Source organism: Rhodococcus sp. 14-2483-1-1 (assembly GCF_002259335.1).
GTDB lineage: Bacteria > Actinomycetota > Actinomycetes > Mycobacteriales > Mycobacteriaceae > Rhodococcoides.
Genome location: NZ_NPFX01000007.1, coordinates 123,945 through 136,993, shown reverse-complemented (window position 1 = coordinate 136,993; position 13,049 = coordinate 123,945). Strand labels below are relative to the sequence as shown.

Annotated in this window: 15 protein-coding genes; 10 read left to right on the top strand and 5 right to left on the bottom strand. The window is 64.4% G+C overall.

The window, feature by feature from the left end; all coding sequences use genetic code 11:
• Positions 1–113: 113 nt before the first annotated feature.
• From dcd to CH294_RS07025, 7 genes are all read left to right on the top strand, one after another.
• Positions 114–692: a dCTP deaminase gene (gene dcd / locus CH294_RS07055; RefSeq protein ID WP_032377592.1), complete on the top strand. Its 579-nt coding sequence runs from the start codon at positions 114–116 to the stop codon at positions 690–692.
• Positions 693–857: 165 nt separating this feature from the next.
• Positions 858–2,408, top strand: a complete 1,551-nt coding sequence (locus CH294_RS07050; RefSeq protein ID WP_141216468.1) for an Hsp70 family protein — start codon at positions 858–860, stop codon at positions 2,406–2,408.
• A gap of 54 nt (positions 2,409–2,462) precedes the next feature.
• A complete protein-coding gene (locus CH294_RS07045; protein WP_094737464.1) occupies positions 2,463–3,905 on the top strand; it encodes a CYTH and CHAD domain-containing protein in 1,443 nt (480 codons plus the stop codon).
• A gap of 84 nt (positions 3,906–3,989) precedes the next feature.
• Positions 3,990–5,039, top strand: a complete 1,050-nt coding sequence (locus CH294_RS07040; RefSeq protein WP_094737463.1) for a hypothetical protein — start codon at positions 3,990–3,992, stop codon at positions 5,037–5,039.
• A gap of 150 nt (positions 5,040–5,189) precedes the next feature.
• A complete protein-coding gene (locus CH294_RS07035; protein WP_032405300.1) occupies positions 5,190–5,477 on the top strand; it encodes an ANTAR domain-containing protein in 288 nt (95 codons plus the stop codon).
• Between the two features lie 139 nt (positions 5,478–5,616).
• Positions 5,617–6,585, top strand: coding sequence for an Hsp70 family protein (locus CH294_RS07030; protein WP_032405301.1), 969 nt, complete (start codon positions 5,617–5,619; stop codon positions 6,583–6,585).
• Between the two features lie 50 nt (positions 6,586–6,635).
• Positions 6,636–7,751 carry a fused (3R)-hydroxyacyl-ACP dehydratase subunits HadA/HadB gene (locus CH294_RS07025; protein ID WP_080734214.1) on the top strand — a complete coding sequence of 372 codons (1,116 nt, stop codon included), beginning with the start codon at positions 6,636–6,638 and terminating at the stop codon, positions 7,749–7,751.
• A gap of 153 nt (positions 7,752–7,904) precedes the next feature.
• Here the strand turns inward: CH294_RS07025 and CH294_RS07020 are convergent, their stop codons facing one another.
• Positions 7,905–8,300, bottom strand: a complete 396-nt coding sequence (locus CH294_RS07020; RefSeq protein ID WP_094737462.1) for a VOC family protein — start codon at positions 8,298–8,300, stop codon at positions 7,905–7,907.
• The gene (locus CH294_RS07015) at positions 8,297–8,851 is read right to left on the bottom strand and encodes a CGNR zinc finger domain-containing protein (protein WP_094737461.1); all 555 of its coding nucleotides are present in this window, start codon (positions 8,849–8,851) and stop codon (positions 8,297–8,299) included. The genes CH294_RS07020 and CH294_RS07015 overlap by 4 nt, the downstream gene beginning before the upstream one ends.
• Positions 8,852–8,903: 52 nt before the next feature.
• Between CH294_RS07015 and CH294_RS07010 the strand changes: the two genes are divergently transcribed.
• Both CH294_RS07010 and CH294_RS27700 read left to right on the top strand, forming a co-directional pair.
• Complete coding sequence (locus CH294_RS07010; protein WP_094737460.1) at positions 8,904–9,494, top strand: LysE family translocator; 591 nt, start codon at positions 8,904–8,906, stop codon at positions 9,492–9,494.
• 53 nt (positions 9,495–9,547) lie between these two features.
• Entirely contained in the window at positions 9,548–9,994 is a 447-nt protein-coding gene (locus CH294_RS27700; protein ID WP_212709771.1) for a cold shock domain-containing protein, read from the top strand.
• Here CH294_RS27700 and CH294_RS07000 read toward each other — a convergent pair.
• Both CH294_RS07000 and CH294_RS06995 read right to left on the bottom strand, forming a co-directional pair.
• Entirely contained in the window at positions 9,989–10,528 is a 540-nt protein-coding gene (locus CH294_RS07000; RefSeq protein ID WP_094737459.1) for a hypothetical protein, read from the bottom strand. The genes CH294_RS27700 and CH294_RS07000 overlap by 6 nt on opposite strands.
• Positions 10,529–10,532: 4 nt before the next feature.
• The gene (locus tag CH294_RS06995; protein ID WP_094608662.1) at positions 10,533–11,000 is read right to left on the bottom strand and encodes a helix-turn-helix domain-containing protein; all 468 of its coding nucleotides are present in this window, start codon (positions 10,998–11,000) and stop codon (positions 10,533–10,535) included.
• 93 nt (positions 11,001–11,093) lie between these two features.
• Here CH294_RS06995 and CH294_RS06990 point away from each other — a divergent pair, with 93 nt between their 5' ends.
• Positions 11,094–12,263, top strand: coding sequence for a thiolase family protein (locus CH294_RS06990; protein ID WP_094737458.1), 1,170 nt, complete (start codon positions 11,094–11,096; stop codon positions 12,261–12,263).
• Between the two features lie 69 nt (positions 12,264–12,332).
• Here CH294_RS06990 and CH294_RS06985 read toward each other — a convergent pair whose 3' ends face one another.
• Positions 12,333–13,046 carry a GntR family transcriptional regulator gene (locus CH294_RS06985; RefSeq protein ID WP_032405307.1) on the bottom strand — a complete coding sequence of 238 codons (714 nt, stop codon included), beginning with the start codon at positions 13,044–13,046 and terminating at the stop codon, positions 12,333–12,335.
• Positions 13,047–13,049: the final 3 nt, after the last annotated feature.

Genomic DNA, 13,049 nt, shown 5'->3' with positions numbered 1-13,049 from the left:
AGTGTGAAAGTTGGTGCCGCTCGATTGTCCGGATTTTCTTTTGCCTAGCTACTCGCCCTGACCGGGGCTCGGGTGTGTCGCCGGAGGCAGTAGTGGACCAGTAGCCTGCAGAGGTGCTGCTCTCCGACCGTGACATCCGTGCCGAAGTGACCCTTGGCAACCTGGCCATCGAGCCGTTCGACCCGTCGATGGTTCAGCCGTCGAGCGTCGATGTACGGCTCGACAAGCTGTTTCGTGTGTTCAACAACACGCGCTACACGCACATCGATCCGGCGTTGCAGCAGGACGAGTTGACGACGCTGGTCGAGCCCGAGGCCGGCGAACCCTTCGTTCTGCACCCGGGCGAGTTCGTGCTCGGCTCCACCTTGGAGCTGACGACGCTGCCGGATTATCTGGCCGGTCGACTCGAAGGCAAGAGCTCACTCGGACGGCTCGGTCTGCTCACTCATTCGACGGCAGGGTTCATCGACCCGGGCTTCAGCGGTCACATCACATTGGAGTTGTCCAACGTCGCCAATCTTCCGATCACGCTGTGGCCGGGAATGAAGATCGGGCAGCTGTGCCTCTTCCGGCTGTCGTCGCCCGCCGAGAACCCCTACGGCAGCGCCGCCGTCGGGTCGAAGTACCAGGGCCAGCGCGGTCCCACCCCGTCCAAGGCGTACCTGAACTTCAATCAGTCGAGCGTGGACTGACCCCCGAGTTTGTTTTCGGCCTTCGAAACATGACGAATGGCCGGTTGTAGCGGTACTCTGGTGACCTAACGTGGGTTGGGGCCTACCAGAACGAGGTTTCTTGTGTCCGCGGTTGTCGGTGCGTCTGTACTCGGTGCGTCACTGGGATCGAGCGGTGTTCGCAGCGTGATCAGCAACAACGCTCTCCCCGGTTCCGTCATGGAAGTACACGAACCAGTGGCGTCAGGGCCGGCGCCCAACGGTCTTGCACCCGATCCCTGGGATGCCGTCATCACCTCGGTGCACAATCTGGCAGCCGAGCATGCGTCCGCTGACTTCTACCCGGTTCTCGCGCTTCGCGAAAGCGACCCCAGAACGGCCTTCGACCAGGATTTCTCCGACGACGTTGTGCTCGTCTCTGAGCTCGGTGCCCAGCTGGGTGCGCTCCGGGAAACGGGTGTACTCGCCGGGGAGAGCTGCGTCGCGCTGTTCGACGTCGGTGCGTCCGGCACGTCGGTGTCCGTGGTGGATGTCCACAGCGGCCGGGTACTCGCCGCGTCTCGCACCGATGAATTGGGTGGTGATGCCTGCGATCGTGTCCTGTGCGATCACCTCATCGCCACGTTCGGGGCAGCGGAGGCACTGACGGTCGAGGCCCGGCGACGGCTCGTCCACGACGTCCGAGTCGGTAAACACCAACTGTCGCTCCTGCGCAGCGTCTCGGTTCTCGGACCTTTCGTCGGCGGTCGCGCGACATTGTGGCGCGGCACTCTCGACGAGCTCATCGGCGACTCGGTGCACCGAGCCGTCTCGATGGCAGTCGATGTGCTCGACGCCGTCGGTGCGCGGGGCATCCGCGTCGACGCCGTCGTCGCGGTGGGTGGCGGTGCCAACATGCAGATCGTTCGACAGGTCTTGTTCGACGCGGTCTCGATGCCGGTGTTCGTTCCCGAAGAACCGGAACTGTTGGCGGCCCGCGGTGCTGCAGGGATTGCTCGGACGGTAGGCGTTCGGCCTGCGCCGACGACGCACGACGCGATCACCGAGCAATTCGCGGCCGTCGATAGCGATTCCGCCGATCGTGAGGTGGCCGCAGTTGTCCCGGTGGGTGCGGTGGTCTCCAAACGCCCGCGGCACAGCGACACCTCCTCCAAGCGGATGACCAGAGCCAACAAGTCGCGGCATCTCGGACGCGCAGTCGCCGCACTGGTTGCGGTCTGTGCGGCCGGGACCGTCGTCGCCGCAGCAGCGCGGACCAATACCGACGATCCGGCACCGTCGGTCGGCAGCTCGCAGGATTCATCGCAGACGGTCCGCTCCCAGTCCGTGGAGCCTGCATCGGCCGGTTCCCCTGCAGATCCGGATCGGTCATCGGTGCCGCTCGCGACCACGACGACGTCGACATCCCCGTCCGGGGACACCTCCTCCCCGGCACCCACGACATCCTCGTCGGACGCATCCACGACCTCCGATGCGGCACGAGCAACCGCGCCGCGGCGAACAACGGCCTCAACCGGTGCGACTCCCGATGACGACGGGTCGACGGCTCCCGTCAGGCCCACGTCGGAGCAGTCGACGGCGGCTCCGACGACGACGGCTTCACAGCCCACGACCACACAGGCTCCGGCGACCACCAGCACGCGCCCGACGACCACCACCGCTCGTCCGACGACCACCACCCGCACGACTCGGACGTTCGATTTCCCGTTCCCGAAACTGGACATGCCGCGAGGCTGACGGGTCTGCGCTTTCCGCCGCCGTCGGACCCGGTACTCGAGGCAGGATGGTCGTATGGAGTCGATTCAGACCGAGCGCGAAGACAAGTTCGACGTCGACGCACATTTCGAGTTGCCCACTCTCGCTTCGCTGGTGCCCACCGATGGGGTCCTGGCGACGAGTGAGACCGATCTGATCAGCGAGTACTTCGACACTGCCGGGCACGATCTGTTGCAACGGGGAATCACGCTGCGGCGGCGCACCGGAGATTCGGACAACGGCTGGCACGCGAAGGTTCCAGCAGAGAAGGCGCGAACGGAGATTCGACTTCCTCTCGGCAGCAGTGCCGACGACGTGGTGCCCGACGAGTTGGCCGACGTTCTTCGCGGCGCCGTGATGGGCGGGCAGTTGTCCGCGGTCGCGACCTTGACGACGCGTCGGACGGTGCATTCGGTGTCCGACGCCGACGGATCGGTGGTTGCGGAGATCGCCGACGACGAGGTGTCGGTGGTCTTGATCGGCGGCGCGACGGGGCCGCGGTGGCGGGAGGTCGAGGTCGAACTCGGCCCGGCCGGTTCCGAGTCGTTTCTGAAGAAGGCCGGAAAGCTGCTGCGCGGTGCGGGTGCTCGCCCGTCGGCGCACCCGTCGAAGTTGGATCGGGCGCTGTCCGTGGTGCGCGAGGTGCCGGCCGACTCCGGAGTTCGGCTGCTGACGGACTACCTCGACGAGCAGGTGCAGGCAATCGTCGCGGGTGATGTGTATCTGCGTCGCGGGTTGGACCCGATCCATTCCACCCGGGTGGCAATCAGACGGTATCGCAGCACTCTTCGGGTGTTCGGGAGTGCGTTCGAGGACGAGGCCGCAGCTCATCTGGAGGCCGAACTATCCTGGTACGCAAGTCTTCTGGGTGAGGTACGAGACCGTCAGGTGCAGCGCGCCCGGTTCGCTGCGGCGCTGCGGGAACTGCCGTCCGAATGGGTGCTGGGGCCGGTGGCCTCGCGTATCGAGAACGATCTGTTGGCAGAGCAGATTCGGCATCGTGAAGCAGCGATGGCCGAACTCGACGGCGACCGCTATCGCGCGCTGCTGACGCAGTTGTCGGCATGGTCGCGCGGGCTGCCGATCGACGGAGAGGTCAGCGATCGCCTGCTGGTCAAGCTTGCACGCAAGGCCGGGAAGAAGGCGATCGATCGTACGAAGAGTGCGGTGCTCGGTACCGACGACGAGGCGTTGCACCGCGCTCGCAAGGCGTCGAAGCGAGCTCGGTATGCGGCCGAGTTGGTCGCGCCGGTGGTGGACAAGAAGGTCTCGAAAGCAAACATCAAGCGTTTCAAGATGATTCAGGAAGTGCTCGGCGAGCATCAGGATGCGGTGATCGCGGCGGGCATTCTGCGGACGCTGGGTGCGCGAGCCGGGACGACGGCAGGGGAGAACGGTTTCACGTTCGGTCTGCTCTTCGAGCGCGAGCGCCGCGCAGCAGAAGCGGCCCGAGACGAGGCGAGCAAGCTGGAGTTCTGATCGCCGCATAAAACAATTGAATTCCCCGTTTTGCGTTCCGAAGGGTACTCTGAGTCGGAATTGGATTCGGGGGAGTCGACGATCATGTCCATAGCGCTCGGCGTACACGTCGGTGTCGAAGAAGTGTCGGCTGTCCTGGTCGAGGCCGATCTGCCCGAACTCGGGCCTATTTCCACCCGCACTGTTTCTGTTGCCGCAGCTCCCGGCGGTGTCGGTGACGCCGTCACCACGATGCTCGGAATCATGAGGGTGCAGGCAGCCCAGAACGATCTGCACATCGTCGGTTCCGCGGTGGTCTGCGACAGCATCGCGCTCTGCGGAATCGTTCGCGCCGCCTTGGTCGCCCATGCTGTTCGCGACGTCGGGGTGGTGGATGCCGGAGATCCGCGGTTGGACGTCGAGGTTCCGTTCGCAGTCGCAGCCGCACTCTTCGGTACCGCGACCGGCCCTGCATCGTGGCGGAGCGAGCTGTCGGCTGACGAGCTCGACGCGGGCGAGGACGTCGGGGGTCCTTCCGGTGGTGATCGGACGGGCACCCCGCGCGGTGCTCGGCTGACGATGATCGGCTTGGGTATCGCAATACTGGCCGCGCTCAGCGGTGCGACGGTCTGGGCACTGGCGGCGACCGGCTCGGAGCAGAGTCCCGCGGTCGGTACAGCAGACGCCGTTGTCGTCGCCGAGACGCCGTCGTCGGCGACAGTGGTGGCCGGTACCACGGGCACACCTCTCGGTTCGTCGACACTTCCTTCCGTAGATGCGCAGGGCGTCGAGGCACCCCCGTTCGGGCCGGTGCCGGTCGGCGTGTGGAGCGAACCACCACCGGCGGCCCTTGTTCCGACTCCGGTAGCCGACGCGGCGTCGGGCACCGGCGGTTCGGGCGGCGGCGGACAGCCCGATCGAGCGATCGTCGGTGGAGGCGGCAACGCGTCCGACGCCCCCGACGGTGACGAGTCGGGCGGCGGGCGAACTCCGACCAAGGATCCGAAGCCACAGCCCGAGCCGGAACCGGAGCCCGAGCCCGAGGTTCCGGACACGGATCCGCCCACGACCACCGTGGAGGTTCCGGTGACAACCGAGCCCACGTCCACCCCGGAGGAGCCTTCCGCGGAACCGACGGTGGAACAGGTCGAGTGATCCGAAACGTGCTGTTCCCTTGTGAGCGAGCGGGTTTGATACTCGGACAAGTCCTTCTTATGACGGGTGTGTGAATTCCACTTCGACACCTGAACTTCTGCTCGAGCCTCGCTACCATCGGGTGATCGACCAGTAGACGGTGAGTATCCGATGACCGACAATGCCGCAGCAGAAGTGGTGACCCGCACGACGATCGACAGGGCAGTGGGTGTTCTCATCGCGCTGCGTGGCTGTAGTCCCGAGGATGCGTTCGCGGAGTTGGCGGCGCACAGCTTTCGTTTCGATGTGTCTCTGGTGCAGTCGGCCCGTTCCATCGTGGCCGCCGCCCGCGGTATGGACTCGGCCAACGGTGTCGCCTGCGCGGCCATGACGTCGGCGCAGGAAGACTGGGGACCGTTGTTGGCCGACCGCCGTGATCCCTTCGATCATGTCGCCTGACGCTGTCGAATTCCGCCCGGAGGCGTGAAAAATCGGACTAAACAAACCGAAAGTTCACATAGATCGCTGATTTGCTGTCCAGGGGGCGGTTCGAGGGCTACTATCGGCTGGTCGGAGTAGCTATTCGAGTCGAGGGAACATGAGAACAGTCCTTGGTGTCTCGGTGGGTTCTGCCACCGCCCGAGGGGTCGCCGTCGATGCGTTCGACGAATCCGTACGGTCGGCCCACATCGTGCACTCGTTCGATCCCGGCGACCATCTCCAGGTCGCCCTCGATCTGGTCGAGTCGATGTCGCGCGATCAGATGGTCGAGCGAGCAGACATCGTCTTGGCCGTCCCCGACGATCCCGGTGCCCGTGGCCGGACATCGGCGTACTCCACGTACGAGGCAGATCGTCTGCTGGTCGCGTCGGAACTCGGTGCTCAGCTGCGGTATCTGCGAGGTACGGGTCAGCTCGAGGGCGCACGTACCGTCGCGATCTGCGATATCGGGGCGTCCGGCACCACGGTGTCCATCGCAGACCCGGTTACCGGCACGGTGTTCAGGTCGGTGCGCACCACGTTGTTCGGTGGCATCGGGTGTGACGAGCAGATTTCGCGCTACCTGCTCTCGACGTACGGCGCAGACGAGTTGGCAACCGATCGCGCGCGAGCGGACTTGCTGGTCGCGATTCGTACGGCGCGGGAGCAACTGTCGAGGTTGCGGGTGGCAGAGGTTGTCGGACCGTTCGTGGGTGGACCGGTCCGATTGTGGCGCAACACCTTCGACGATGTACTCGAGCGCAGCATCGGTTCGCTCGAGGACTGGGTGGCCAGTGTCATCGTCGATGCGCCCTGTGCCGTGAATGCGTTGGTGATGGTCGGCGGCTGCGCCAACCTGCCGTCGCTTCGTCGGCTGTTTCGCCGCGATCTGATGTTGCCGGTCATCGCGCCCGCAAATCCCGAGTCACTTACTGCTCACGGCGCTGCGCTGATGGCCGTCGATGTCGTTGCGTCGCGTCAGCACCATCCGCGTGGGGCGATGAGCCGAGCCGGTGGGTTGTCTCAGCAGGGCGCCATGGTGGGCGTGGTGGGCTATCGCGACGCGCCGCGACACCGCTCTGCTTGAATGCCCCAGCCTGGCCAACCTGCGCCGTTGTTGGGTAGGTTGCTCGGGTAATGATGAACAGCAGGGGACGAGACGGTGGGACAACAGTGGCAGAGCAGGTAGCGGAGTCCGGCGCGGTAGCAGCCGACGAACAGGCATTCGACCCGGCGGAGCACGCGCGGAGCATGGTCGGTTATCACTACCGCACCGAGGACTACTACGAGGTGGGTCGCGAGAAGATTCGTGAGTACGCCCGCGCGGTCCAGGACTTCCACCCCGCACACTGGGACGGCGATGCCGCGGCCGCGCTGGGACACAGCGCTCTGGTTGCACCTCTGACGTTCATGTCCTTGGTCGGCACGCTCGCGCAGAAGAAGCTCCTCGAGTCCATCGCCGAGGGCTACGACCTGAGCCAGATTCTGCAGACCGACCAGGTGCTGGTCTTCCAGAAGCCCATCCTGGCCGGTGATCAGCTGACGTGCGACGTCTCGCTCGACTCGTTCAAGACGGTCATGGGCAGAGACATGATGGTCACCAAGAACGTCGTGTCCAACCAGAAGAACGAACTGGTGCAGACCACCTACACCACCCTGCTCGTCGGACGGTCCGGTGAAATCGACCCGGCCATCGCCGAAGCCGCCCGCAACCTGGTGATGTTCGGCGCATCGATGGACGCAGCAGTCGCCAACGCGAGCGAGCACGACACCCTGTCCACCCCGCAGGAGCACGAGCCGCTCATTGTCGAGGAGTACCGGGGACAGCCGACGCGGACGTTCGACGAGGTGAGCGTCGGCGACGAGTTGCCCACGCGCACTGTGCGATTGACTCGCGGAGATCTGGTGAACTACGCCGGCGTCGCGGGTGATGCGAATCCGATTCACTGGGACGAGAAGTTCGCCAAGATGATCGACCTCGAGAACGTCCTGGCGCACGGCATGCTCACGATGGGCGTCGGCGGTGGATACATCAGCGAGTGGCTCGGCGATCCGGGTGCCGTCAAGGATTACACCGTTCGCTTCACCACCCCGATCCCGGTGGACACGCACAAGCCGGCCGAAATCGTCTTCAGTGGCAAGATCAAGTCGAAGGACGAGGCGACTCGAACCGCTGTGGTGTCCATCGGTGCGACATTCGAGGGCAAGCGAATCTTCGGTCACCGCGCTACGGCAACGGTGCAATTGGGCTGAGTGCCTGCGGCAGTGGTGTGGTTGGGTGCCCCAGGCGGCACTTGACCGCACCGCTCGATGACGGTAGTGGCGGGCCACAAATACGTCCCTCGTCGGAATCCGCACCCCGCGGGGGAGGTGCGGATTCCAACGAGGGGCGTAGATGTGTGCCGGTCAGGGCCCTACGAAGATGCAGAAGGGGTGGCCGGCCGGATCGGCGTAGATTCGGATCGGCTCCTCCGGATCGTCGTGTAGATCCCGCAATAGTCGCGCGCCCAATTCCATTGCACGGGAGTGTTCTTCGTCGAGTTCCGCCACGGTGCTCACCATGAAATCGAGGTGCGCCATCTGCGGGTGTTCGCCGTCCGGCCATGTTGCTTCGGGAAGAGCATCGATCTGCTGGAACGCGATGCGCCACGAGCCGTCGGGTGCGTTGATGGCGAGCCAGTCCGGGTCGATCGTTTCGGCGTCGCCGGGGACGTACTCGAATCCCAGGAGTTGCCGATAGAACTCGGCGAGTTGGCGGGCGTCGGTGCAGTCGAGTACCACCTGGCGTACCGAAATGTTCATGATCCCCGCTTCTCCTTGGCGTGGTGTCGTGCCGCACGCGCGCGATTCCCGCATGCGCTGCAACACCATTGCTGATTGGGCCGATCCTGCAGAAACAGTTGACCGCATCGCGGAGCGTCGCACAAGGCCAATCGTGCGCGATCCGGCCCGTTGAGTAGATCGATGACGGCGGACGCCGCACGCGCGCACAGTGATTCGATCGGATCATCGGTTCCCACAACATCTCCGACGCCACCGCCGTCGCCGAGATCGAGCCGTCGGGTCACCGGATGGCGTCGGGCAATCTCATCGATGTGTTCGACGCTTTCCCGCGGAACATCCATGTTCGACGCCACCGCACGCAGTAGCGACAGCAGGTGATCGCGCGTCACCTTGAACGTGACTATGTCGGCACCGTCGGGGATGACCTCGGGCACTCGCGCGCCCTGCAGTTCGGCCCAGTCCTGGAGGTCGGCGACCGAGTCGATCAATTCGGCGTAAGCACCGCGCTGCAACTGCACGGTGTTGACCACGTCGAGTGCGAAGTGGTCGCCGAGCCAGTTCCAATCCATATCCTGACTCTAACGGTTTACGTATCGAAAAGCATCAGATACCGTCGAGGCAATGACGGATATCCGATGGTTACCGTTCCTCGGCGTGGTGCTCCTGGCCTACGCGATACCCGGTCCTGACTTCGCGGTGGTGGCCCGAGCGGCGGCGAGCAGCCGCGCCGCGGGGTGGCGAGCGGGCCTCGGCGCGCAGACCGGATTGTGCGTGCACATGGTTGCAGCGGTGGTGGGGCTGTCGCTGCTCATCTCTCGATCGCCGACCGCGCTGAACATCATTCAGATCCTCGGAGGTCTGTACCTGGTGTGGCTGGGCATCTCGGCACTGCGGCAGACTTCGTCGGAGGGGAGTGCGACGTCCGACGTGCGGTGGTTTCGTATGGGACTGGTGACGAACTTGCTCAATCCCAAAGCCGTGCTGTTCTTCGTCGCGCTTCTGCCGCAGTTCGTCGATGCCGACGGAGCGCTTCCCCTGCAGATCGGTCTACTCGGAATCGTCGATGTGGCAATCGGATTGGCGGTCTGGGCAGTGGTCACCGCCGCTGTGGGCCGCCTGGCCAGCGGTTCGTCGAACTCGACGTCCTGGAGCCGTGTGGCCGGGGTGTTGTTCATCGGTATCGGAGTCGCACTCGCCGTCGAGGCGGTGTGAGAGCGGTTGCGACGCACTCGTTGCCGAGGAGTCTGTGCAGGTACCGTCAGGCGGTGGGTTTTGGTTATTCGAGGCAGAGGGGCTATGTCCTGGCGGCGTTGGCCGTCGCCGGCGCAGGTATCTTGGTCTTCTTCAGAAGCGCTGGCGAGCCGACGTTCCGTGGAGCGTCGTGGACGTACAGCCCAGACGGCGGCATCACTGATTTTGTCGCGTCGGACGACGCTCAGCCGTTCATGCCCGAGCCGGTACCGACCTCGACGACACGAGCGGTGGTTCGCGAATTCAACGGTGAGGAAGGCTGGGGTGTGCTCGACGCGCCCGAACTTCCTGGTGGCTGTTGGGTGTTCTACTCCAGCATCGAGGGATCGGGGTTTCGCATGCCGTACCCGGGTCAGCACGTGACGGTCGAGTACGTGGATTTGGTTGCAGAATACGGACCCGAGGCCGAGCAGGACTGGTACCGATACCGAGCGGAACGGGTGAAGCCGCTCTCATCATGATCGCCTGTAGCCGTCTGCGGCGCGCTGGCCAGCTGTGAAGACGGCACCGATCGCGATCGAGATGGTCAGGCATTCGATCAGGAAGACCGTGCTCGAATCGCGGAACAGTGGCGACCGAGACATCTGGGCGGCGATCGAGTCGGGATGAACCATGTCGACGCCGGCGCTCGCCGGCGGGTCGACTGTGGCGACTGTCCACACGGTGATCGCAAGCAGCACCGAGGTCGGCAACGGCCACCACGTGCAGCGGAAATTCGATTCATCGGTGTCGTTGTGGCCGAGCCGGTTTCGCGCCTCGGCGGCCGCAGCTGAGGCGCACAGTGTTACGGCGCTGATGATCAGTGAGGGGGCAAGCCAGTGTGGGCCTCTCTCCACGAACGCAATCGAGTAGCCGACGATGGTCACGCTTCCTGTTTCGCCGGGCAGGGCCGTCGCATCGAACGCTGAGAGAGGTGCGGCGAACTGCCACAGCAGTGAGAAGGCGACGGCCAGGGTCAGGCCGAGAGCTGCGCCGATCCACCGCGACATCACCACGGGCTCAGCGTATCCGTACTCGCAGCTCGTTCATCGGCACTTCGGAACCACGGTTGTCGGTGACGCGGACGCGCACGGGCTCGCCGTGTGAATCGACGACGTCGAGTGGTCCGTCGTCGTCTTGCAGGTATTGGTCGCCCCACTGCATCAATCCGAGTACGACGGGCAGCAGATCCTCGCCCATCCTCGTCAGAACGTATTCGTAACGCGTTCTGCCCTTGTCCGGTCGGTAGGGCTGTTTGACGAAGATCCCAACCTCCACCAGCTCTTTGAGGCGGGCCGCACTGCTGGCGTCGGTGATGCCGACGCGTCGGCTGAAGTCGTCGAAGCGGGTGGTTCCGTAGAAGGCCTCGCGCAGGATGAGCATGGTCGATCGCGTGCCGACCACAGACAAGGCGCGCGCAATGGAGCATCGGTCGCCGGCTGTCCAGGTCTCGAGGTCGGACAGCGGGCCGTCCATGTGGAGGGGCATGTCACGATCCTACTGACTTTACAAAACTAAAGCCAGCTCGTACCGTGGTGTCAGCGATCCGATAGGAACGGATCGATCGGACAAGGAGCCGTCATGAGAGACGCAGTCGTCGTCGAGGCAGTGAGAAGCCCGGTCGGGCGGGGCAAAACGAACGGCACGTTGCATCCCGAGCATCCAGTCGACCTGATGGCCCACAGCCTGCGGGAAGTAGTGCAGCGCAGCGGGATAGGCCCGAACCAGATCGACGACGTCATCGGCGGAGTTGTCACTGCGGTAGGGGATCAGGCGTCGAACATGACTCGGCGCGCGGCGCTGGCGGCGGGCTATCCCGAATCGGTGCCCGCAACCACCGTCGACCGGCAATGTGGAAGTAGCCAGCAGGCAATACATTTCGCCGCTCAGGGTGTCATCTCCGGTGCTTACGATCTGGCCGTGGCTACCGGTTCGGAGTCGATGAGCCGCATTCCGATGGGTTCGAACCTGGTCGGAACCGAAGATCCGGCAGGTGTCGGGTTCACCGAGAGGTATCCGGAAGGTCTGGTGCCGCAGGGAATCAGCGCCGAACTGATTGCGGCGAAGTGGGGTATCAGCCGCACCGAGATGGACGAGTTCGCCTTGTCGAGTCATGCGAAGGCTGCCGCAGCCACCGAAGAGGGACGTTTCAAGCGGGAGATCACCGCAATCCGTGGGCTCGACCGCGACGAGGGAATCCGCACCGGATCCACGCTGGAGACCCTAGCCGGACTGCGACCGGCCTACTACAGCGACGCCATGGCGCAGCGGTTCCCGGAAATCGGGTGGAACATCACCGCGGGCAACGCAAGTCAGGTCAACGACGGTAGTGCGGCGGTCATGATCACCACCAGCGAGAAGGCGAGGGAACTCGGCCTCACCCCGATGGCCAGGCTGCACAGCTTCGCGGTGGTCGGCGACGATCCGCTGATGATGCTCACCGCAGTCATCCCGGCGACGAAGAAGGTGCTCGCCAAAGCCGGGCTGACCATGAACGATATCGATCTGTTCGAGGTGAACGAGGCCTTCGCGTCCGTGGTGCTCGCATGGGCCAAGGAGACCGGCGCGGACCTGAACAAGGTCAACGTCAACGGCGGAGCCATCGCCATCGGTCATCCCCTCGGCGGCAGTGGTGCCCGCATCATGACGACTATGGTCCACGCACTCGCCGAGCGCGAGCAGCGATTCGGGTTGCAGGTGATGTGCGAGGCGGGTGGTCTCTCGAACGCCACCATCGTCGAGCGCCTGTAATGCCTACGGCAGTGGTGCGGTTGAGTCCCCTGGAGGGCACATAACCGCACCATTGCGGCGGAGCCGCACTCACTCCCAGCTGGAGACGACTTTGCGTGTCGGTCGTTCGTTGCTGTTGGAGAACAGGTGTGGGCTCTTGCTCTTGATGTATTCGACATCGGCGAACACGGCACGCAGATGCTCGCGCATCGACCGAGCGGCGGCCTCGAAGTCTCGTGCTTCGAGGCCGTCGACTATTGCGGTGTGTTGTTCGATCAGGTCGGGAATGGGCCGAGTGTCACGAAGCCCCAGTCGTCGTGCTCGGTCCAGATGAGCCTTCGCCGATTCGACGGATCGCCATGCGGCGGAATGTCCACCGGCCGCAAGAAGTAACTGGTGGAATTGCTCGTCCAGCTCGAAGAACTGGTCCATGTCGATTCCGGGCTCGGCCTGCGCAGCGAGATTTGCCCGCAACGCGGCCAGATCGTCGTCCGACCGAGACGTGACCGCATCGCTGAGCGACGCGGTTTCTATTGCCTCCCGGACGAATTGGGCATCGGCAACGCGCTCGGTGTCGACGCGTGAGACGAATGTACCGAGTTGCGGAAAGACCTGAACCAGGCCCTCTTCGGCCAGCAGGATCAAGCTCTCACGGACGGGTGTGCGGCTCACGGACATTTGCTCGGCGAGTTCGTTCTCCGACAGCGGGCTACCCGGGGGGAGCGTCAAGGACACGATGCGTAGGCGTAATTCTCTGTACGCCCGCTCTCGTGCGGTGACTTTCCTGCTGCTCTGTGTGCTCACCGG

Excerpts from the sequence above, each read along its gene's own strand:
- CH294_RS07045 (WP_094737464.1), top strand. The coding sequence starts at position 2,463 with ATGGAGTCGATTCAGACCGAGCGCGAAGACAAGTTCGACGTCGACGCA.
- CH294_RS06990 (WP_094737458.1), top strand. The coding sequence starts at position 11,094 with ATGAGAGACGCAGTCGTCGTCGAGGCAGTGAGAAGCCCGGTCGGGCGG.
- CH294_RS07025 (WP_080734214.1), top strand. The coding sequence starts at position 6,636 with ATGATGAACAGCAGGGGACGAGACGGTGGGACAACAGTGGCAGAGCAG.
- CH294_RS06995 (WP_094608662.1), bottom strand. The coding sequence starts at position 11,000 with ATGCCCCTCCACATGGACGGCCCGCTGTCCGACCTCGAGACCTGGACA.
- CH294_RS07010 (WP_094737460.1), top strand. The coding sequence starts at position 8,904 with ATGACGGATATCCGATGGTTACCGTTCCTCGGCGTGGTGCTCCTGGCC.
- CH294_RS07040 (WP_094737463.1), top strand. The coding sequence starts at position 3,990 with ATGTCCATAGCGCTCGGCGTACACGTCGGTGTCGAAGAAGTGTCGGCT.
- CH294_RS07035 (WP_032405300.1), top strand. The coding sequence starts at position 5,190 with ATGACCGACAATGCCGCAGCAGAAGTGGTGACCCGCACGACGATCGAC.
- CH294_RS07020 (WP_094737462.1), bottom strand. The coding sequence starts at position 8,300 with ATGAACATTTCGGTACGCCAGGTGGTACTCGACTGCACCGACGCCCGC.
- CH294_RS07015 (WP_094737461.1), bottom strand. The coding sequence starts at position 8,851 with ATGGATTGGAACTGGCTCGGCGACCACTTCGCACTCGACGTGGTCAAC.
- CH294_RS07030 (WP_032405301.1), top strand. The coding sequence starts at position 5,617 with ATGAGAACAGTCCTTGGTGTCTCGGTGGGTTCTGCCACCGCCCGAGGG.